This window comes from Candidatus Eisenbacteria bacterium (genome assembly GCA_018831195.1).
Taxonomy (GTDB): Bacteria; Eisenbacteria; RBG-16-71-46; order CAIMUX01; family JAHJDP01; genus JAHJDP01.
Genome location: JAHJDP010000084.1, coordinates 127125 through 148885 on the forward strand (window position 1 = coordinate 127125; position 21761 = coordinate 148885).

The window sequence follows — 21761 nt, forward strand, 5'->3', positions numbered from 1 at the left end:
TCACTGGTGCGTTCCTTCCGATGCCGTGTGGCCATATCCCAGGCCCGTCGAACGGGAGAGAATCTCGTAGAGCGCGCGGCCTTTGTGCAAAGTCTCCTCGTATTCGGCCTGCGGATCCGAATCGGCGACGACGGCTCCACCAACCCGGTAGACAGCCCGATGATCGCTGGTGAGAACGGTCCGGATGGCAATGTTAAGTTCGGCTGAACCGTCGAGACCGATCCACCCCACACTCCCCGTGTAGACCGACCGCGCCGTCTTCTCCAGCTCAGCGATGATCTCCATCGCGCGGATTTTGGGGGCGCCGGTGACGGATCCTCCGGGGAAGGAGGCGCGGAGCCCATCGACGAGGTCCAGGCCGTCCCGCATCACGCCCAAAACCCGGGCCACGAGATGGTGAACCGTCGCAAAACTCTCCAAATCGTACAACCGGGGGACGGTGACCGTGCCGAATTCGCAGACACGGCCCAAATCGTTCCGCATCAGATCAACGATCATCACCAGCTCGGCCCGGTCCTTTTCACTCTGTAACAATTTTCGGCGGGCGCGGTCGTCTTCGGCCGGATCCTGATAGCGCGGTCCCGTGCCCTTAATGGGACGGGTCTCTATATCTTTGCCCCGGATGCTTAAATACAGCTCAGGAGAAACGGAGAGAACGGCATGCGCGGGGTCGACTTGTACATAGGCGGCGTAGGGGGCCGGGTGATGATCCCGAAGGCGGCGATAGAGATCCTGCGGGCTTTCTGATACGGGCCAGGAAAACCTTTGGCTCAGGTTGACCTGGAAAATATCGCCGGCGGCGATGTATTCCCGGCCCTTCCGAACCATGGCCAGATATTCCTCATGTGTCGTATCGCATCGTGGCGGGACCGAAATTCCGGGCATGCCCGCCCGGTTATCGGCGGGGGGCAGGAAGGATTGCCTGCCGGCGTCGTCTGAAATACCACTGAGACGAAGATTGTAGGCCTCCCGCACCGCTTTAACATAATCCGGCCCGCGCCGATCCGGGTCATCCGGCAATTCTCCCACCAGAAGATGGCCCTGTCGGGTATTATGATCGAAGGCATAAATAATGTTAAAGAATCGGAACAGCATTCCAGGAAATCCCAGGTCCGGCGGGCGGGGCGGAGGGAGCGTCTCGATACAGCTCCCCAGCTCATAAGAGAAAAAGCCGACCGCGCCGCCCTTGAAAGGGATCGAGGTTTCCGCATCAGCGTCAGGGTATCGATAACAGTTGAGTAGGGTCCTGAGGGCTTCAAAGGGATCGTGTCCCAGATTGGTCGAAGCTCCCATCGGATTCTTTATGTTCGAATGCTTTATGCTCCGGCCCCCCGCCATTCGCCTCCATTCCGCCGATCCGTTTTCATATGTCAGGACGCCCCAGGGGTCCCATGCGACATATGAGAATTTGGATAGTTCATGTCCTTCGTCGGCGGAATCAAGCCAAGCCGGATGATCATCGTGCGATAAGGTTCGGAACAGAGCCCCCGGCTCCGGCGCCGGGTTACACGGGAAGGCCGTGACGCGGCATTCCCGAGCTGTGCGGCTCCATTTGTTCGTTTGGACGGTCATAGGAACAGAGTCTAAATCCGCCTCGGGTCTTTGTCCACCGCCACCCCTTATGCTAGTCTCTACGGTGGATCGGGAGAAAAGCGGTCAGGAATATGAGGAGTGCCTGAAATGAAGATTACCATCGAATACTGCGTTGTTTGAGACTACGGTCCCAAAGCCGCCGGTCTGGCGGCGGTCCTAAAAGAAAAACACAATGTGAAAGCGAAATTGATTGAGAGCGGCGGCGGTGCCTTTGAAGTCGCCGTGGATAATAAACTGATCTTCTCAAAGCTGCAGAAGGGACGGTTCCCGGAGGATCAAGAGATTCTGGATCTTCTTGACGATCTCAAGGGGTCGTGATTAGATCGATCCCGGTCCCCAGAGGAACGCCGCGAGTTGATCCGCTCCCGCCGCAATCCGATCCGGGTTCAGTTTCCGGATGTTTTCCAGGGAAGAGAGTCCCCAGGTCACCATGAAGATCGGGCATCCCGCCGACCGCGCCGCGTCAAAATCGGTGGAGCCGTCTCCTGTCATCACCCCCTCGGCGGGCGCCACATTCATCCTCTTAAACATTTCCAGCAGCGGCAAGGGTGACGGCTTTTTCTCGGCGAAGGTGTCGCTGCCCGCGATCCATGCGAAAGGGTCGGACAATCCCAATCCGGCCAGAATTTTCCGGCAGAAGCGCTCGGGCTTATTTGAGACGACGGTCATGACGACTTCGCGGTGCATCCCTTCGGCCAGCAGTTCCCGAATCCCGGGGAAGGGGACGGTCGTTTCCAGCAGGCAGTCATCATAGTGCCGGCGAAAATCGGATAGAGCGGTATCGATCTCGAGATCGGTCGGTTTGTGCGGGTCGGGTAAAGGACTGGGGGTTGAGGATCCCCTCGGAAGAAGACAGCGGGCGACAAGATTCCGGGCTCCCCAACCGATATGCGACGCAACCCAGTTCTCGGGAAGAGCCGGCAGGCCGCGTTCCATCCGCATTCTATTGACGCCGGAGACGATATCCCGGCGGGAATCGACCAGGGTGCCGTCGAGATCAAAAATGATGCCGCGGATGGGCGGACGGATGGACGGATCAACGGGTCGATTCACACCGGCTTCTCCAATCTGGAATCGATCGGCGCTGTGGGCAACGTATCTATGGCAGGCGCCGTCGGATCTCGAGCAATCGATAGCTCTGCCGTCCCTCTCCATCCTGATCATCAAGTTCGATGGTGACGCCGGCGCTCTTGCCCAAGACGGCCTGGCCGAGGGGCGCCATGACGGAGATCACGTCATCTCCCAGATGGGCATCACCCTCACCAAGGATCCAATGGGTATGGCATTCCCCCGACTGCGTATCTTCCAAGACAATCTCGGTGCCGGGACCGGCTTTATCCTCGGGCAGGGTCATATCCTCAATGATCTCCGCCTGTTGAATCCGCCGGTTCAGGGATCCCAATCGGTCCGTCTCTTGTGATTGTTTAAGTTTTGCCGCGTCGTATTCGGCGTTCTCGCGCAGATCGCCCATCTCTCTCGCCGTTTTTATCGCCTCAGGTATCGTTGTTCGAAGGGCGAGAGCCGTCCGATCGCGCTCTGCGATCAGCATTTCATATGTCCCCTGGGTCATCGGGATACCAAGAATCTCGATCTTCTCACCTTCTCCTTGAAGGGCCCGGTTGGTGGCGGCGTCGCGGACACCCTTGACCTCATCGACCACTCTGCCCAATCCGGCTTTGGAGAGAAAGGCATAAACGTGAAAGAGAGCTCTTTCGGAAGAGCGCCACTGCTTGAGGAAATGTGACCAGCGGGAGGCAATATTTTCCGAGGGCTCTGTTCTTCCGGCCTTTTGGGCCAGAGTCCCTTTGGGATCAAGAATCGCCACAGCTTGGCGCCGCAGCATGTCGCGTGTTGTGACATCGGCCAGCAGAGCTGCGCCAAAGGCGGCCTCCCAAGGGTCGGGCCAGAAAGGATCATTATCCGGCGCGTTCACGGAATGTTGAATCAGAGCGAGAGCCGCAACGGGTCGCCGGCCGGGATTGCGCAGAAGATCGATGAGGAGGTTTTTACCTTCCTCCGCGTTCTCGCGGAGGGCGGCGGCGGCCTTTTCCCGTACGGCGCTGTGACGGCTGGCGAGCCCGAAGAGGATGGCATCTGTTTTTGAATCCCCATGAGAAAATCCGGCGTCGAGAATCGCAAACTGGTGGGATTGTTCCCCGACATCGGATGGCTCAAGTCCATCCGCCAGCGCGGTTCGGATGACATCGCCTTTCCCCTGTTCCTGGATCTCCAATTCACTTTCAAGGAAAAGATAAAGGGCGACGCGTTCGTCGGAGTGCGTCCGCTCATCCATGATCCATTGTTTTAAGATAGGACCGTGGATATGGCTGGACGATGTTTTCGAGCTGGGGTGCTGTTCGAGAAAACGGCGGATAAGATTGAGATTGGTGCGGATCCCGCGCTTGCGATCGAGCGACGGAAGCGGAACTTCCTCTTCGCCGCCAAGACCTTCAATAATTCTAAAAGTGTTCCGGAATGAAAGTGAAAGATCTATGCGCGGATGATTTTCAAGCCTCGGCTTTGTCTCTTTCCACCAGGTCGCCCAACTTTTCACGTTTGCGACCGTGTCATTCAGGCGCTTGCGCAGGGCTGTGGTGGTGGCCTGCCCACCGGCCTCTCTCAAGGCCAGATAGATCATTTGCTCGGGCTCTTCCCGGACAAGCCGCGCTAATTCTTCCGGGCGCGCCATCGCCAGGACCCTCAAGTCGTCATGCGGCAGGACTTCAAGGGCCCGGAGGGCGAGTTGCAGGCCCATCCGGTGATTCGGCTTGTTGGGAAGGAAGTCGATCACCAGATATTCACCGTCATTGTTCGTGATCTTCCCGACACCCCATCCGGCATGTAGAACGTAATACCCGGGAGCGAGATCGAGAAGCGCCTTGAGATTTTGAACCGCTGTTTCCGGTTTCGTTCTCTCATCAAACAGGCCGCTTTGCATCAGCACGGAATCGACATCGTCAACCTCAGGGAATGCCATGGGAGCGATGGTCCGCAGAAAACGGCGCAAGGTAGGGGTGGCCGTGGGGATTTTAACCAGCATCTCGAGGAAAGTATCCCATCCCATCTTCGCCAATTCGCTCGTCTTGAAGTGGGGCAGAAGAAGATCGAGCAGCGGCTCGGCGATATCCCATTTTTTTTTCGCCAGGCGGATCGCTCCGCGGAAAAGGCGCTGGTGTGTTTCATCGTCCACTGATCCGACGAGTTCCAGATAGATTTCTTCGATTCTGTCAGCACGGAATGTTTGAAGGAATCCCTGGAGGCTCTGAAACAAATAGCGGCGGTAGTTCTCTGTATCCTTGGCTTCCCGGGCCTGTTGGGCTTTTAAATAGGCCAGCCGGTATTCATCGGGGTAGGCGTTATAGATATTATTGAGAACATCCCCGGGAAGAGCCGTCAGACCCGCTTCCTCAGCGACTTTTGTTAAAAATCGAGCGGCTTTCAACGATTCGGTGCCGTTGAAGAATTGTTCCGCCACCCACCCCAGAGCATCCCAGCGGCGCTCCTTCTCGAGGCGGTTGCAGACCGAAGTCAGTTGAGCCGTTGCTTCCGGGATATTCTCGAGCCGAAGGTTACCTAATCCCATAAGGGAGTGCGCCGCAGGGTGGATTCCCGATGTTGGAAGATGCGATTGAGTCGTTTCGATGACCTCGTTGAGACTCAACTCTTCCTGCGCTTCATTCAGGATCTCGGTGATCGAATCACGGACGCCCGAATGAAGATAGAGTGCTTCATCATTCTCGGGGTCCAGCAGAAGGGGTATCCACTCTTTCCAGGTCCCTGTTTGTTCCAAGGGGTCCTCCTCATCAAATAATCGATAGCAGCCCGAGGTGAAAACTCGCCGCGGGAGGCAAAACCAAACCCATGGCGCGATGAAAGAAATCCACCGGCCCCCGTTTCGGACAACTTCGATAATCTGGAAAATCCGAATCGGAATTCAACACAGTATAGCACTTTGATACCGGCAGGGAACCCACACCTGACCTGCCGGGGCGATCGAATTCGGGTGAGTCGCTTCAGCGGGTGATGTCAAAAGAGCCCGGTATGCCGCCGCAGAAGGTCTTGAGGGTCTCCGCCGACTCCTCGAGCCGGATCTTGAGGGCTTCAGGGTCATATCCTGAAGGGGCAAAGGCGACAAAGAGAAGATCCCGCGTCTCTTCTGTGATGCGTGTCCGCCACGAATCGGAACTGGGATTCCCGAAAGCTCCCACCGCGTCGGCCAAAGTCCAACGCCCCTCGACGGTTATCGTTCCTTTTCCGATGCCGTCGTATGATTCGCCGGTTTTGCCGATGCGCAGCTGCACCGGTCCCTGAATCGCTTTCAGATCATAAAGACCGATCGAGAGCATCATCCGGAGGGAACATAGGTTTATCGTATCCACAACGGCGTTCACCCTGTAGAGGCCTTTGCCCGAGATAAGACGCCTAAAGAGGGCCTCCGATGAAGGCCGCCGTTTGGTGGGATCCAGGCCGATGGCCCGATAGAGCTCCCGGGCCGGGCGCAACAGAACACCGGCTTCTGAGGGATTGGAATAGACCGCCCGAAGATCCCGTCCCTGCCTTTCAATCTCCTCATGGATCGGATCCTGCGGCGCCAGGGGATTCACGCCGGTCATCGAAAAGGCGCCAAGGACAATCCGCCCAACGGCTTCGGGAATGAGGTGAATCGGTACCGACGGATGGGTCGGGCCATGGCTGTTGGTCTCCTGGGACATCTTCGCACCCTCCCTGTGAGCCCTTCTAATGGATCCATGGTCTGGATCGGGTATGGGTTTCCGGGCGATGAGAACAGCGATCTCATCCCCTGCCGTGTCGGCCCCCTCAGCATAATCGAGAAGGGATAGACCGGGAAAGGCGGCTCGCAACTCATTTCGTCTCAACCAATGGCGGGGATTGTGAGGGCGCCCTTTGCCCGCCTGGGCCTCAGTGAAGGTGTCGTAAATGAGAAGTCCGCCCTGTTTCAATGAGGCCGTCATTCTGGGGAAGAGGGCGCGTTCCAGAAAACGGGTGACGACGATAAGATCGAACCGATCCGGCGCCAGGGGGTCTTCCTTGGCAAGATTCATCGCCTGCGTTGTGACCCCGGCACCCCACCTCGCCGCGAGATTTCGGGTCATCTCCAATGCCTCGGGAAGGATATCCACCGCCAAAACCTTCCATCCCAAAAGAGCCAGCCAGACGGCGTTCCGTCCCGAACCACAGGCGAGGTCAAGCGCGGCTGCAGTTGAGGTGTTGCCGGCGCGAGAGGGATGGTGCAAAGAGGGATGGTGCAAACAAGGTCGGATTTCCCAGGAGGGCACACGGGATGGACCGGCCTCCATCTCCTGCGGCCAGGCCGAGGTTGGTTCACTGATCCACCGGATGAATCTGTGCTGCGTCCCTTTAAAAAACGAGACGGCGAAGGATCCTTCATCCGGTGTATCAGTGGTAAGAAGAAGAGGGCGCCACTTGGGGGGGATCTCATGGCGGCGGATCGGAAGCTCCCCGGCCGGAATATGACAGGATCCCGGCACATGTCCTTTTTCATACGCCGCGTGATCCCTAAGATCTAGAAGTATGAAACCATGGCGTCGCCAGATATCGCCGCTGTAGGGATCGCCTGAGAGGGGATCGCAGCAGAACGGTTGTGGTTCAAGGATGATCGATCTCAAGGCAACCAATTGGGACCATTGGATCGGCCCCGGAAGAAAGGGATCGCGGGGCGGCCAAGGAGAGTTGAGGAGAGATCGACCCGTAGGCTCAATTGAAGGATCACTCATCCGTCTGCTCCGATTTTATGCTAGGATCCGGCTGGATGGATTCCTGTTGGAGGCGCGAGACTGCTTGGTTAATGTACAAAGAGAGAGACGACGGATGGAACCCATTGATTATGCCGCACACCCCTATCTGGATCCACAATTCTCCAGCCGGGAACCGAGAATGCTCCGCGCCCTCTATCGGCAATACCTTATCATCCGAAACAATGATGAGGCCTACAATGCATTTTTGAATAAATTATTACATCCCCATCGCCAAGTGTATCCCCTGCGGGAAAATCTTCGGCATGTTTCGAGTTTTCTTGCTGAGGTCGGACCTTATCTCGATGGCCTGCTTGGGTTGTTTCCAGAAAAAACGCATGGGCCGTTGGCGCCGGCAAAGGAAATTGATGAATGCGACGATCTTAGAAATTTGATGAGGTATGTTTTCGACTCGACCGACCCCAAATTGCAATTCGAAGCCCAGAGGAAAATCTATCTGTCAAAACTCTTTTTTGATGTGGATCATACTTGGGAAATTCAGCGTGGACTTATACATAAACGTCATTTTGAATCGCTCATGGATGAGTATCTTTTCCGGAATACGGTGGATGAGGCCGATGTCGAGATCTGCTTCAATATCCGTTCGGACGGGGTATCCATGGACTATACGGTTGGGAGCGCCGGACCCGACAAGGAGTGCTGGAGTTTTCACAAATTGGAGTTGGCCCTTCCAATTGACGGTCATACATTCCCACTGAATGTCTATTTCTATAGCTGCCGCTTTAAGCGTGAGATCATTCCTTACCAATATATGAGAGGCCAAGAACATTACAATCTTCAGCCGGTGGAGATTTGGGGGCGGCTCAAGGAACGCCGGAGCGGCTCAATCGTCAGCAAAATGATCCGGAAGAAAGAAAGCAACCCCAGGCGAATCGGTGACATCCTCGGCGCCATGTTCATTGTGGCGGATTTAGTTGAGGTTGAGCGATTAAAGACGATCTTGATGGATATATTCGGGGGACCCCTGCGATTCCGCCATGTGACCGATACCTTGATTCGGATGGAAGACAAGGGCCGGCTTGGCCGCTATTCGGCGGCCGGATACAAGGTCTTCAAGTCAGAGGTGGATCTGCTCTATCCCAGCGGTCCGGAATTAACCGGGCCGCCGAGTCTTTTCACGGTCGAGATCCAAATTTATACTTTGGAATCCTATTTGAGGACGATACATACTGAGCATTATGCAAGCCATCAACATTTCAAGCACCGGCAGTTTCTGCAGGGATTGCTCCCATATCTATTCCCGAGTGAAATCTACGGAACTTTATCGGTTTGAATCGACTTGCCTCTGAGAATTAATCGTTTGTCAGCTTGAATTTCCTGACAAGGTCGAGAAGCTCCATGCTCAGCTCGGCCATACGCGTCGAATTGGTGTCGACCTTCGCCGCACCAGCCGCCGCGGCTTTTGACACATCATCCATGCCGTGGATGTTCGAATTGATATCGTGTGCGCCACTGGCGGCTTCTTCCATGTTCTTTGCGATTTCCTGCGCCGCTTGAGATGCGCCGGAAACGCTTTGAGCGATTTCATTCGTCGTTGATGATTGTTCCTCAACCGCTCCGGCGATGTTTTGAACGATTAAGTTGGTTTCCGCGATAACCTTTGTGATCTCATTAATGGCTTTTACTGCGCCGGAGGTATTCCCTTGCATCCCCTTGATCTGGCGGGCTATTTCCTCCGTGGCCTGAGCCGTCTGTTTTGCCAGCTCCTTGACTTCATTGGCGACGACGGCGAAGCCCTTCCCGGCTTCACCGGCGGAGGCCGCCTCAATGGTGGCGTTGAGAGCCAAGAGATTCGTTTGATCGGCGATATCGCTGATCGTATCAAGAACGGTATTAATCTCGGTGGCAGAAGTGTTCAACCGGTTCATCGTCTCCGCGGCCTGGTTCGCCTGGCTATCGGCATTGGAGGCGATCTGTGTTGCCCTTGTACAGATCTTTGCCACTTCGTTCAACGAGGCGCTCATCTCCTCAATAGCGGTGGCCACAGTATTGACCGATGAGGACATTTGCTCGGATGCAGCAGCCACTGTTCCGATCCGGGAGCTCAGGCCTTCCGTAGCTGATACAATGTTTGAGGATTGGGATGCCATCTGTTCCGCGCCGGAAGCCAAATCGTTTGAAGTCATCATGAGATCCTGGGCGAATTCTCCGGACTCAGAGGCATTTGTATCGAGTTTTGTGATTGTTTTGTTGATTTCCACCGACATTGTATTCAAGGCGCCGATCAGTTCGCCGAGTTCATCTTCCCGGTCGACTTCAAGATGCAACGTCAGATCTCCTTGAGCGATTTTCCTGGCAAAATCGACGCCCTTCTTTAGCTGTCCGGTAATTTGCTTTGTAAAGCTGAGTGACAAGAAGATGGTGCCGAGTATCCCTAACACTGCGATAATCGTCATTGTCATTTGCATGCCTTTGACGGAAGCAAGGGCTTCATTCGCTTCTATTTCAGAAATCATCGCCCATTGGAATTCCCCAAGTCCGAAAGGTGCATAGGAACTCAATACATTTTTGTTTTTGTAATTTTTGGAGGCTTTTATTCCTGAATTACCGGCGATAGCTTGTTTCACAATATCCGTTTCAATCCTGCCCTTTTGGGGATTTGAGAATGATGCGAAGACCGTTCTGTTTTGGGGATCATTGTAGGAATCTGATCTCATGAGATAGTCGCGGCCGACCAGATAGGTTTCACCGGTTGAGCCAAGTCCGGAGCGTTCGGAGACAAGGGCATTGATTTTTTCAAGATTGAGTTGGATGGCGGCTACGAATCGGACTTTCCCCCCCTCCATGACCGGTTGAGCCATAAAAGACGCCGGTCGATTGTCGTTCGGGGGATAGGATTCAAAATCAGTTGTGTAGAGTTCGTGGGTTTCAACCGCCTTCCTGAAAGCGCGACCTAGACCGGTGGCGGCGTAGGGACCATCGATGAGATTCGTTTGTGAATCGGCTCTATGCTCCCCTGTATAAACTACCAAACCGTCGGGATTAATGAGAAGCACATCATAGACTTCATAATGCTTTTGGAAGGATTTAAAGAAAAGAGCAGCTTTCTCTGAGATCACTCCATCGGCGTCAATAAGATTCGTTCCGGCGGCTTGTATTCCTTGGGAATCACCTTGACTCATTTTCACCGCGCCGCCGTTGTTCTCATTAAGGTCTGTAATGTTTTCAGCATTACAATATGCGACAACTATACCAAGAGCGTTCTTCGTTTCGGGGTTTCTGATCACTCCCGCGACATGGCATATAGGGGCTCCTGTTGACGGATCCGGCTCAATAGAGCTGCAAAATGAATTTTGATTGGAATCTGTCTGGGTGGCTTTTATGAATTTTTGGAACCAACTTTTGCCGGCTTCGCTCTCGTTGGTTCCTTGAAGGCAGACCCTTGAATTGCCTTCCAGGTCTAGAAGCTTGAAGTTATAGTAGCAATCTTGATAACGCTTGGCGGTAATAAATTCCTGCCTGATTTGTTCCCGCGCTTCGGTCGCGGAGGTGCTCTCAGAATTCGGAGGCTCGCTCAACGCATGCATAAAATGCGGAGCATGAGAATAGTTGATTAAATCTGCTTTTCTTGCATCGAACCATGTTTCTGACATTTTGGCCTTGTACTCAAGGAGTGCTGATATATCCTCGGACGCATCATTTTGGATGACTAAAATGGCGTCACCCAGAATTTTCATGCTGTTTTCGGCTTCTGTGAAATAGGCGTTGAGCCTTGCGATCTTTTGATCTCGTACAGTGGTGAGTTGTGCTTTGGCTTGTTCGCTGATGGCTCCGTTGAACCGGGAAAGACTGAAATATCCTGATACGGCCAAGGGCGTGATCCCAATAAATAGAAATACGGCCATCATTCTGTGACTGAGTTTCATATTATGAATGTGTTTGGTAAACATCGCTTCCTCCCCCGAGCAGAGAATGTTGTTCCGAGTTATAGGTCCATCTGAACATTATCCAAAGCCTCTATAAATTTGATCATCGACCCGATTTTGAAAAGCAGACACACTGAATCCGACAGGAGCAACTCCTCGATAGTAAAGCCGGTTCTGGCCACCAGAATCGGATTGTCCATCGATTCCGCGCCGATCTCCTGAATCACGGTGTGGATATTGCAGAATTCTGTTTTGGGAATGGTGAAGATGAATCGCCGTTGGAGGCCGTTGGCAACGGAGCCGAGGATACTGTTGATAAGAATATTGCCGACTTCCGCAAAGGCCCCCTCAGGATCGAATATCGAGCCGTCGGTTCCGTCTTCCGGCGCTGGGTTATCTTCTCCATAGAGAGCGGCGATTAGCTTTTTTGAGGAATCCGGATTGGCGATGAAATACGCGGATCCATCGATCCCACCTGAGAAATCCATGTGAACAGATGTTATCCAATCACCCAGGTGATCCGGCAGCCGCGGGGCGAGCTTGCTGGGGGGAATCTGCTCTATTAGCGGAATATTTAACCGAACGTGGAAGCCGAACATTTCGTTGAGTTGGCCGCCGGCATGGCCAAGACCGATAGTAATCAACTCGGTTATAATATCATTCTGAGTTTCGTTCAAGATCACGCAGCAGCCTCCCCTTGCGGACCGAGAAAGGATTCAACGGCAAGTCTGAGACGATCAGCCACGATCGGTTTGTTTAAGAATTCGGCCGCGCCGAATTCAAGACATAACTCGCGGGTTGACTCCTGAACATCTGAAGTGAGAACGATAACAGGGAGATCGTGTTCCCCTTCTCTGAGCCTCTCCAGGAACTCCAAGCCGTCCATTTTAGGCATATTCAGATCTGTAATCACAAGATCGAACTTGGTCTCCTCGACGGCTCTCAACGCCCCCAGTCCGTCTTCAGCTTCACATATTTCAAATCCTATCCGCTCCAACAACCTTCCAACTTTCTTGCGTTGAAAAGAAGAATCGTCAACAACAAGAATTTTGGCCATTTTAAATCCTCCCGCCAATCAAGCGATCTTTCGCTTGGCCTCTTGTTCGCCACCAGCGTGACTTGTGTTTATCCCGTTAGCTGATTTTGCACGGTAATAGATTCCGCCACCAAACTCCATAAGGTCAAACTCCTTGCTGTATGCGCTGATCGATTCAGAAGAGCCAAGGATAAGATGACCATGAGGTGCTAAAGCTCTCCTGATTCTTGCATACAGATCACGTTTGAAATCATCCGCAAAATAGATGGCAACATTTCTGCACAAAATGATGTCAAATAACCCAAGAGCACCGAAGTCACTCCGCAGATTGAGCTGTTTGAATGTCACAAAAGATTTAACTTGATCGATAATGCGTGTATATCTTCCCTCGTCAGAGAAGTAACGCTCTCTCAGAGGTGGAGGCAATCCTCTTCCCATCGCAATCCTGTCATAAAGACCGTTGGAGGCGATCTTGAGTGCGGATGGGGCAATATCGGTCGCCAATATTTCAAACATTTGGGATCGAAGATGTGGAAATACTTTCATTTTTTCCAAGATAGTCATGGAGATGGAATAGGCTTCTTGGCCGGTCGAGGAGGCCGCAGACCAAATTTTGACCCGTTGTCGCTTTCCTTCCTTGATTTCAGCGGCGTATTGCGGAAGCAGGTATTCGCCGAATATTTTGAACGGGTGGACGTCACGGAACCACAATGTTTCCTGTGTCGACATAGCATCTACGATTTTGGTTAATAGATCGGCATCTTTGCTGGTCACGACTTTTTTATGAAATTCGGTGAATGATTCGCATTTGTATTCCTCGAGAACCTTGGAGAGGCGGCTTTCGATTAAGTATGCCTTGCCATCGCCGACGCGGATGCAGCTGATCTTTTCAATCAGATCCCTCAGCAGAATAAATTCATCCGGTTTCAGCTTAATGGGCATTTAATATCCTCGAAACGCTACACTATATATGCCGATGGTCCGGGCAATGATGATAGGGACAGCCGGAGGATCTTCATCTTTTTAGGCCTCCGATAAGTAGTTCTACAATCCGGGGGCCGAGTTCATCCAAATCAATGGATTCATCCGTCAATCCGGCATTGTCTACGGCCTGTGGCATACCGTAAACGACGCAGGTCTTTGCAGATTGAGCCAGGCAGTAGCAGCCATTACCCTTAAGAGTTTCGACGCCGTTCAAGCCATCCGCTCCCATGCCCGTCATGATGACAGCAAGGACACTTTTGGTATCCTGGAATTTGGTCAGTGATTGAAAAAGCACGTCGATCGCCGGTCTGCAGCTATTAACGGGGGGGCCGTCAGACAAATCCACGGCGAAGCCTTCGGGGCCCCGCCCAATGGTCATATGGCGTCCACCAGGGGCGATATAGACCGTTCCCGGCGACAACAAGTCTCCTTGAGTGGCTTCTTTTACATATATCTTCGATTTCTTGTTTAAATCCTTTGCCAATGCCTCGGTAAAGACGGGCGGCATGTGTTGTACGAGTACGACAGGAACGGGCAAATCGGGCGGAAGGTGGGGAATGACATGTGCCAGAGCCACGGGGCCGCCGGTGGATGAACCGATCGCTAGGAGGCCAAAACTATGCTTGATAAGAAACGGATGTCTTCTTTTTGGTGGGAAGGTAACAATCTTTGGTTTTCCCATCACCTCAAGGGATGATGGTTGGGTGATTGTTTTCAGTTTCCCCATAATCGAACGGGTATGAATTCGAGTTTCCAGCATTTTTAAAACCGAATTCAATTCCGTTTGCAACTTGGCGATATTTTCCTCGACACTTTTGCCATGAGGTTTTTCAATAATATCCAGGGCGCCCAAATTGAGCGCATGAATCGCCGTTTCAGAGCCCTTCTCGGTTGCTGCGCTCACCAAAACAACGCTGCATTCGGGATGACTCTTGCTGATTCGCTCCAAAGTCTCGATTCCATCCATTTCCGGCATCTGAACATCCAGAAGAATGAGATCGTAAGTATTCTCAGAGAGTTTTTTTAACGCAAGAGGTCCAGAACGCGCTGTGGAGACAGAGGCTACGCCGTCCAGCGGCGAAACAATATCGTGGAGTATCTTGCGATAAGTCGCCATGTCATCAACGACGAGAACATTCAACGCCATGGATTGATTTTCCCTTTCAAATGTTGAGTATTGCGCCTATTTGCTGAATCAATCCGATTCACGTCGCAAGGCCGTTCAATAATGAGCGCCGGATTATCACCGATGCATGCCGGAAGATGCGCTCACTTCTTTCTGGGCTGAACCGAGTTGGAGGATTTCTCCCACTCGGAGTGCGATCATCAAGTCATCTTCCAGCTTGACGACATTTGACAAGTATTTGCTGTCCACACCGGTCATATTCGCAGGCGGCGGTTCGAGCTCTTTCTCATCGATGGTAATCATGTCGCCGACCCGGTCGATCAGCAATCCGGTTACATCATTTGCCGTATCGTCATCGAGTATTCCGGATTCTTGAAGGGACGCTAAATCGGCGGATGTTTTTAATACCAGACAACGCGATTCCGGGCCAATCTTTTGGGGACCGAGACCGAGCCGAATTCCAAGATCAATCACTGTGACCAATTGCCCCCTCAGATTGAGAAGTCCGCGGACGCATTCCGGTGACCGTTCGGTTGGCGTAATATCCAAATGCCTGTTGATCTCGCGGACCATCAGGATATCTATGCCAAAGCGTGAGTTTCCAATGAAGAATGTTGCGAATTGTCGCTCCATGTTTCGTCCCCTTGACGCATCTGTAGAGCCTTGATCAATGATCTACGCAGACCGTCTTTGTCCAATTTGAGTTCATATATGTCAACCCCGGCTCCCTCGCCTTTCTCTCTATTCTTCTCCGAAGTGAGAGCGGTGACGGCGACAACCGGCATAGATTTCAAGGTTTCTGATGTGCGTACACGCTGTGTGAGTTCAAATCCATCCATCTTGGGCATATGAAGATCGGTAACGAGCAGGTCATACGACCCTCGTGACAGCTTCTCCCAAGCCTCACTACCGTCATTGGCTGTTTCCACAAGGCAGCCAAAGCTCTTAAGATATTCCGACTCGAGACTCCTGAAAAATGCGGCGTCTTCGGCCAGAAGAACCCGCTTCCCGTGCAGCATGGATGAGTCCACCTCGTCGATAGAATGTGGTTTCTCGGGTTCGGCCGCCTCCAACAAGCCGTAAATATCCAGCAGCACCGCCAACCGGCCGCTGAGAACGGCGGATCCAAGAATCCCCGGGCCGCTGACATTGGCGCGATCGATGGTCGCATTTGTGTGAAGGATATCTTCCACTTTAGTCGCGATAATACCCATCGGACGCTTTACGAGCTTTGGTACAATAATAAAGAATGTAGAGGGTCTTTCAGCGGGCGGTTCGACGGGAAGGAGATCGTGTAACCAAAGGATTCGCATCGAACTGTCATCGTATTTCACATACTCCTTTGCTCCGACCTTCTCGACATCCTCGGCTCTGACCTTTTCGATGCGCGCCACAAGCCCCAGATTGAGTGCGAAGAGTTCCGAGTCGCTATTCCGGAAGAGGAGCAATGATTGGGTTTCACCGGAAGCGTCACTCTGCGTTCTTGCCTGGGCATTCTCATCCCGCACTTCCGCAAAATTCAATTGGGCGACATTGGAGATACCGGCGGCATCCAATATCATGGCGACCCTTCCATCACCCATGATGGTGGATCCGGCGTAATGCTTGCATTCCTTCAGGCTGTCTGAAAGAGGTTTGACGACGATCTCTTCGTTGTTGAGAAGTTCATCGACAATCAGACCGTAACGGTTGGAACCGACTTTCAAGATGAGGATGTTTTTGGCGTCCTTTGAACCCCGAATGGTCTGGAGATCCATCTCTTCTGATGTTTCAGAGGCGCCGCCGATTTCGTTTTCTTTCTTCTTGAGATGTGTTGTGTTCAAGACATCAGTCAGTGAAACGAGGGGAAGAAGTTGACCGCGCAGACGGAGAACGCTATGGCCGCGCAACTCCTCAATGCGTTTGTCATTGTCCTGCTCGCGGACGCGCACAAGTTCCTCAAGGTTGACCTGTGGCATGGCGTAGCGCCTTCCCGCCGCTCCTACAATAAGAGATGGGATGATGGCGAGCGTGAGAGGCAACCGAAGATTAATTCGTGTTCCCTCACCGCAGGTCGATTCAATCTCTACGGTGCCGCCCAGCTTCTCGATATTCGTTCTAACGACATCCATTCCAACACCACGTCCGGAAACGTCACTGACCTTTTCAGCGGTTGAGAAACCCGGAGCAAAAATGAGTCTTGTCGCTTCCCGGTCACCCATCTTTTCGGCTTCTTCTTCTGTCAGGAGCCCACGCTCCAGCGCTTTTCGCTTCATCTTCTCGGGATCGATGCCATTACCGTCGTCTGTGATATCGATGTTGACCTGGCCGCCTTCGTGATAAGCGCGGATCCGGACTTTGCCCTGAGAGGGTTTTCCCTTTTGCTCACGTTCGCTGGGGGATTCGATGCCGTGATCGGCGCAATTACGGACAAGATGGGTTAGAGGATCAGCCAGCACTTCGATAATCGATTTATCAAGTTCGACTTCCTGGCCGACAAGGGTCAGTTCGATCTCCTTATTCATTTTCTTTGCCAGATCCCGCATGATACGGGGAAACTTTGCAAAGACCGAACCCACCGGTTGCATTCTGGTGTTCATGATGTTGCTCTGCAGTTCGCTGGTCACAAGGTCGACATCCTGCATAACCGCCGATATGCCCGGCATTTCAATTAAGCGGAGCGACATCGCCTGAAAAAAGGCCTCTTTTACTTTATTAAACTCATTATCCACCGCGGTTTTTATTTGCTCGGAATCATTTCCGATGTTTCCCCTGAAATGCAGGAGCGAATGGACCGATTCCCGGGATCGCGCCATTTCGTCTTCAAGATGCTTGAACGCAGAGCTGGAAGCGGCTGATGCCGAGTATCGGTTGCTGAGAGCCAACTTGATTTGATTCCGTCCCAGCACGAGCTCGCCGGCCAAATTCATTAATTTGTCCAACAACTCAACTTTGACCCGGATTGATTCACTGCCTTCGGCATGCTTGTCTTTTTTGGCGGTTTGTGTTGACGGCGTTTCCTTTGCGGTCTGTTTATTCGGCTTGTCAGGGGGCTTTACCAGTTCCAGCAGGGGTTTCTCATTCGCCGGATCAGGTTCTTCGATGTCCGGCTCGGCGGTCTCATCCACCAATGTGGTATCCGGCTTGGCCACGGGTTCGCTTTTTTTCTTGCTTGCCGGTTCATTCTTGTCGGCCTTTATCTTCCCCGGCGCCTTGCCGGTGTGTCCCTCAAGAACGGCATTGAGTGGTCCAAGTTCTTCAGTGATGGAGATCGCTTCGGATATATAGACATCACTCAGCAGGACTCGAAGTTTATCAATACCCACCAGCAGCGCATCCGTGGCGACGGGGGTGACTTTCATCTCCCCGTCCCGGATCCTCATCAGCACACTTTCCATGGCATGACTCAGATCGACGATTCTCGATAGACCAAAGAATGAGAATCCGCCCTTGATGCTGTGCATCGCCCGAAAGATCCGGTTGATCAATTCGTCGTCGACCTGATCTCCTTCTTTCTCCAAAACAAGGAGATCCGGTTCGATGCTGGTCAAGTGTTCGTTTGACTCTACAATTAACTCTTCTAAGAGATCTTCATCTTCGAATGGCATAGAAAAATCCCCCTCTGATGAAGTATCGGAAATAAAGGAGCGTCATTAAGCAGATCCCGATTGAAAATTGGGGCGGAAGGGAATTCGCTATCTTGTTATCCTGCAATAGGCTAGAAACATTTGGCCTTGATTTGGACCTGCCTGGGAGTGAATATTGAAAGAATGGAAGGCCGGGATCGGGGGATTTTTCCGACCCCGGCGTCAGAATCACCCTCAAGGAAAGATATCAGTAGGCAATCCCTTTCCTTCCAGCCTGATGGCGGATCATTTTCACGATTCTTAAATCAAAAGCATCTTCTGAATCGATCTTAGCCAGCTGATGACGGAGATACTCATCGCGGTTCTGTCGCAGTGATTCGATCTTCTCCTCAATCACCCTTCTTTTATTGGAAATGTCCTGAAGGTAGTTTTCCATTTGCTCGTGAGATAATCCCCTTAGCTGCTCAGGAAGAAGCTCGGCCTTAACGGTTGCCAGATTCACCTCCCCGGATTCAACCGCATCGATCAGATCCGCGTCGCCTAGTTTGCCCTTCCGGCTGATATATGCGGCCCGCTCGGCGGCCATGGGGACAGGGAGGGCGGCCACGGCTGTACATTTTAGGGCCTCATCGTCGCGCAGCTCTTCGTTTCCCCATATGAGAAACGTGCTGTTCAATTCAGCGCCCAAAGCGGCGAGATCTCCATCCATCGGGGTGGGGATCATTCTCATTCCGCCGGATTGATCAACCCGTGCAAATTCACCTTCACTCAGCTTTGCGATCTCATTCCAATAATTTTCTGTCTCCGGATCGCTGCCGCATTGAATTGTATTAATGATGATGTCACGCGTCGCGGCATCGCGGCAGGTCGCTTGGTGATTGAAACCATCATCGTAATCGGTGTGTGGAGGCGCGTCACCGACAAGAAAGACCATTTTCAGGACATCGCGGCTTGCGCTCCAGCTGATATTGTTCAACGACTCGTGAAGAGCTTGATTAACATGCTCTGGTGTGTCGCCGCCGCCCTCGGCCTGGAAGGAGAGAAGGTTTTGATAAACTTCATCCAGGTCATCATTCAGATCGTACACCTGTGTGATGTAAGTGTCGCCCTTGTCCCTGTAACCGACCAGACCAATCTTGAATTCCGGCCTCGGCTGGCCCTGGATGACCTGGTTCGCAATCCACCAGATTTTCTGTTTCGCGCCCTCAATTAGTCCCGACATACTGCCGGTGGTATCGAGTGTGAAAACGATCTCAACTTGCGGTACATTCGCCGGCTGCGCGTCATCCGCCGTAAGAGCAGCGGTTTGGAAAAGTAGAATGAAAGACATGAATATGATCGCTTTCATGAGGCACCTCCTAAGTCGTGATGTGATAGACATTGTTGTTGTAGCTGAAGGTCGTATTAACGCCCAGCGACAGGTATTTGCCGGTCTCCGGATACTTATTCAATAAGTCGAAGTAGCGGCCGCTCAAGAATGGGATTTCAATGACTCCGGCCCCATGACGCATGTCGGCGTCCCGCACATCGGCATCGCGCCATCCATGATCAGTTCGGTAGAATGTCTTGCCGCCGACATATTTCACCTTTTCCGCCTTCGGACGTGAGAGCACACTGCTTTGCTTCTCTGCGGCGATCTCCCGGCTCGCATCAAAGGCGGCTTCACCTTTCGAGCTCTTCATGGCGCCTGAATAGGTTCGGATGGAGCTGGGGGCGGCGTCCGATTCATCCAGCATCATCTCCGCATACTCCTGCGGTCCTTCTTCCACAATCAGGTAAGAAGTATAGGGTGTTATGATTCCGTGCTCTTTAGAGAGCTGAATGACTTCGTCGACCAGTTCGCGGTTTTCTCCATGAAGGCGGATTTCACTCAGCAGATAGGCGATTTTTCTGGAAGCCCAAAGACGGGGTATGAAATCATTCCCGTCATCCTGGTTCGTGAAGCGGCCTTCATAGGTGAAACTCTCCGTCCGATCACCGGATCGACCGCTCAGCTGTATGGCGACCGCTCCATCACTCTCATAGCGCCCCAATAGCACGAGTTGCGATCCGTGAAAAATATCGGGCAGGCTGCTGGGATAGGTGTCGGCTACATGGATCCGGCCGAAATCCAATGAGATGTCGGAAAGGACGGGGTAGCTGAACTTATTGAAAAACATCGCGACTTTTGTCTCGATATTCTCTTCGGGCTTGATATATTCCACGACCCCCCTGTTATCGATCGATAATTGGTCGAGAAGATGGGTGTTAACGTCATAACCAACGCCGAAGGGGAAGATGCGCAGTCGCGATGAGTTTCTGTCGATCGTATGGGCGAGAATTTTAGAAATGTCCGTTTCGCCGACCGTCGGCTCCCCATCGGTCATAAAGATAATCATCCGCGCGTGGCCGGAATCAGGGATATTCAAGGCCGCTTGAAGGGCTTCATCGATGGCGGTGCCTCCGCGCGCCTGGATTTTTGACACGAATCTCAGAGCTTTGGAGATATTGTCTGAGTCGGCGTTTAATGGTGTCTCGCTGAATTTTGTGATGCCCGTTGCAAAGGTAATAATGTTAAACCGATCATTCGTTTGAAGTTTCTTCAGGCAGAATTCAAGGGCCGCTCTGGTCTGCTCGATCTTCTCGCCCCGCATGGAACCGGAAGTATCGACCACAAAGATGACATCCTTCTGCAAGGCTTTTTCTTTGTTCTGAAACTCTCCCGGCGCGAGAAGCAGAATAAAGTAACCGTCCTCTTCATCCGGCTTGTATGTGATGAGACTCAGGCCGACATCCTCTTCGGAAACGGAGTAGTACAGCAGGAAATCCCGGTCCGGCTTGACATTCTTTTCCTCAAAACCGCATGTCGCCGCCGTTTTTTCGATACGGATGTCTGTTTCGTGGCTTGGACAATAGAGACTCTTAATGGGCGTGTCCGATTTGATGTTGACGGAGACGGTGACTTCCTGGAGATCTCTCGATGAGAATTTCTCGGTATTGAGAGGATATCGATATCCGATCAACCCACCGTCATATTTGAGGAGCTCCTGGTACTGGATTTCGATGCGGACCTCGCTGTGTTTTGGGATCGGATAGACACGGGCTCGGAAGAGGTCACGCCCGGCATATTCCAATAGTGCGGGATCGCGCCGGCGGCGGACGATATCCTCGTAGATTTGGCGGGCGCTCCCGGCATCGAGAAGTTCAGCATGAATCTGCTTGTCGTTCATCCACATCGAAAAGTCCGAGATAGAGACATTCTCCGGAATGGGAAAGATATAGATCCCTTCAAGATCCCGGTCGTTCTCATTGATAAAGACTTGATCGATGGAGGTTATCGCCGCCTGACGGTCGATCTCCACCTGAACGCGATGATATTTGATCGCGAACGGTTCGGCATTGTCATATACTCCTGGTTCCGACTGTGGAATGAGGATGCCGTCGGCAAGAACCACGGTGCACCAAAGCATCAAAATTCCTGCGGCCTGCAGGAGCGGGAAACGTTGACGATGGACGGTTGGTTTCATCTTTATTCTCCTTATTTCCCCCATTCCCCTGCCCCATGAGTGTTCTTCTACCCATGGAGTCTCCAACGCCGGCCGATTCGTTTACCATGACGGGGTTAAATCTCGCATCATTGCGGGACTGAGGCTAAGATGGTGTCTCGATTCATGAAACGGGGGGCGGATTGAGCGACATCCTGCTATTCGTGCCTCTTTTGGCACTTGTCTTTATGGCCGATCTGGGTCTTCTCTGGCGGCCCGCCGGGGTGATCAGTCAAATCCTCTTGGGACTGGCCAATCTGATCCTCGCGAT

General features: G+C 52.6%; 15 protein-coding genes. 2 read left to right on the plus strand and 13 right to left on the minus strand.

Annotated elements, in window-relative coordinates; translation table 11 throughout:
* Positions 1-1572: an aminodeoxychorismate synthase component I gene (pabB, locus tag KJ970_14375; GenBank protein ID MBU2692103.1), complete on the minus strand. Its 1572-nt coding sequence runs from the start codon at positions 1570-1572 to the stop codon at positions 1-3.
* Positions 1573-1767: 195 nt separating this feature from the next.
* Between pabB and KJ970_14380 the strand changes: the two genes are divergently transcribed.
* Positions 1768-1911 (plus strand): Rdx family protein, encoded by a 144-nt coding sequence (locus KJ970_14380; GenBank protein MBU2692104.1) that lies wholly within the window; start codon positions 1768-1770, stop codon positions 1909-1911.
* Here KJ970_14380 and KJ970_14385 read toward each other — a convergent pair whose 3' ends face one another.
* From KJ970_14385 to KJ970_14395, 3 genes are all read right to left on the minus strand, one after another.
* Positions 1912-2646 (minus strand): HAD hydrolase-like protein, encoded by a 735-nt coding sequence (locus tag KJ970_14385; GenBank protein ID MBU2692105.1) that lies wholly within the window; start codon positions 2644-2646, stop codon positions 1912-1914.
* A 46-nt stretch (positions 2647-2692) separates the two neighbouring features.
* Positions 2693-5383, minus strand: a complete 2691-nt coding sequence (locus tag KJ970_14390; protein ID MBU2692106.1) for a GreA/GreB family elongation factor — start codon at positions 5381-5383, stop codon at positions 2693-2695.
* 223 nt (positions 5384-5606) lie between these two features.
* Entirely contained in the window at positions 5607-7349 is a 1743-nt protein-coding gene (locus KJ970_14395; protein ID MBU2692107.1) for a methyltransferase domain-containing protein, read from the minus strand.
* 94 nt (positions 7350-7443) lie between these two features.
* On the opposite strand from KJ970_14395, the gene KJ970_14400 reads away from it, so the two are divergent.
* Positions 7444-8661, plus strand: a complete 1218-nt coding sequence (locus KJ970_14400) for a hypothetical protein (GenBank protein MBU2692108.1) — start codon at positions 7444-7446, stop codon at positions 8659-8661.
* Between the two features lie 19 nt (positions 8662-8680).
* Here the strand turns inward: KJ970_14400 and KJ970_14405 are convergent, their stop codons facing one another.
* The 9 genes from KJ970_14405 to KJ970_14445 form a co-directional block, all read right to left on the minus strand.
* Complete coding sequence (locus KJ970_14405; GenBank protein MBU2692109.1) at positions 8681-11278, minus strand: methyl-accepting chemotaxis protein; 2598 nt, start codon at positions 11276-11278, stop codon at positions 8681-8683.
* A 35-nt stretch (positions 11279-11313) separates the two neighbouring features.
* Positions 11314-11937, minus strand: coding sequence for a hypothetical protein (locus KJ970_14410; protein MBU2692110.1), 624 nt, complete (start codon positions 11935-11937; stop codon positions 11314-11316).
* Entirely contained in the window at positions 11934-12311 is a 378-nt protein-coding gene (locus tag KJ970_14415; protein MBU2692111.1) for a response regulator, read from the minus strand. Before KJ970_14415 ends, KJ970_14410 begins: the two co-directional genes overlap by 4 nt.
* A gap of 18 nt (positions 12312-12329) precedes the next feature.
* Positions 12330-13232, minus strand: a complete 903-nt coding sequence (locus KJ970_14420) for a protein-glutamate O-methyltransferase CheR (GenBank protein MBU2692112.1) — start codon at positions 13230-13232, stop codon at positions 12330-12332.
* 73 nt (positions 13233-13305) lie between these two features.
* Complete coding sequence (gene cheB / locus KJ970_14425) at positions 13306-14421, minus strand: chemotaxis-specific protein-glutamate methyltransferase CheB (GenBank protein MBU2692113.1); 1116 nt, start codon at positions 14419-14421, stop codon at positions 13306-13308.
* A 96-nt stretch (positions 14422-14517) separates the two neighbouring features.
* Entirely contained in the window at positions 14518-15033 is a 516-nt protein-coding gene (locus tag KJ970_14430; protein ID MBU2692114.1) for a chemotaxis protein CheW, read from the minus strand.
* Entirely contained in the window at positions 14982-17987 is a 3006-nt protein-coding gene (locus KJ970_14435; protein ID MBU2692115.1) for a chemotaxis protein CheW, read from the minus strand. The genes KJ970_14430 and KJ970_14435 overlap by 52 nt, the downstream gene beginning before the upstream one ends.
* A gap of 226 nt (positions 17988-18213) precedes the next feature.
* Positions 18214-19314: a VWA domain-containing protein gene (locus KJ970_14440; protein MBU2692116.1), complete on the minus strand. Its 1101-nt coding sequence runs from the start codon at positions 19312-19314 to the stop codon at positions 18214-18216.
* Between the two features lie 10 nt (positions 19315-19324).
* Entirely contained in the window at positions 19325-21472 is a 2148-nt protein-coding gene (locus KJ970_14445) for a VWA domain-containing protein (GenBank protein MBU2692117.1), read from the minus strand.
* Positions 21473-21761 lie beyond the last annotated feature (289 nt).

What these genes read in the sequence shown, in the direction of transcription:
- KJ970_14405 (MBU2692109.1), bottom strand. Translation starts at nt 11,278, where the DNA reads ATGTTTACCAAACACATTCATAATATGAAACTCAGTCACAGAATGATG.
- KJ970_14435 (MBU2692115.1), bottom strand. Translation starts at nt 17,987, where the DNA reads ATGCCATTCGAAGATGAAGATCTCTTAGAAGAGTTAATTGTAGAGTCA.
- cheB (MBU2692113.1), bottom strand. Translation starts at nt 14,421, where the DNA reads ATGGCGTTGAATGTTCTCGTCGTTGATGACATGGCGACTTATCGCAAG.
- KJ970_14395 (MBU2692107.1), bottom strand. Translation starts at nt 7,349, where the DNA reads ATGAGTGATCCTTCAATTGAGCCTACGGGTCGATCTCTCCTCAACTCT.
- KJ970_14400 (MBU2692108.1), top strand. Translation starts at nt 7,444, where the DNA reads ATGGAACCCATTGATTATGCCGCACACCCCTATCTGGATCCACAATTC.
- KJ970_14440 (MBU2692116.1), bottom strand. Translation starts at nt 19,314, where the DNA reads ATGAAAGCGATCATATTCATGTCTTTCATTCTACTTTTCCAAACCGCT.
- KJ970_14420 (MBU2692112.1), bottom strand. Translation starts at nt 13,232, where the DNA reads ATGCCCATTAAGCTGAAACCGGATGAATTTATTCTGCTGAGGGATCTG.
- KJ970_14430 (MBU2692114.1), bottom strand. Translation starts at nt 15,033, where the DNA reads ATGGAGCGACAATTCGCAACATTCTTCATTGGAAACTCACGCTTTGGC.
- pabB (MBU2692103.1), bottom strand. Translation starts at nt 1,572, where the DNA reads ATGACCGTCCAAACGAACAAATGGAGCCGCACAGCTCGGGAATGCCGC.
- KJ970_14445 (MBU2692117.1), bottom strand. Translation starts at nt 21,472, where the DNA reads ATGAAACCAACCGTCCATCGTCAACGTTTCCCGCTCCTGCAGGCCGCA.
- KJ970_14415 (MBU2692111.1), bottom strand. Translation starts at nt 12,311, where the DNA reads ATGGCCAAAATTCTTGTTGTTGACGATTCTTCTTTTCAACGCAAGAAA.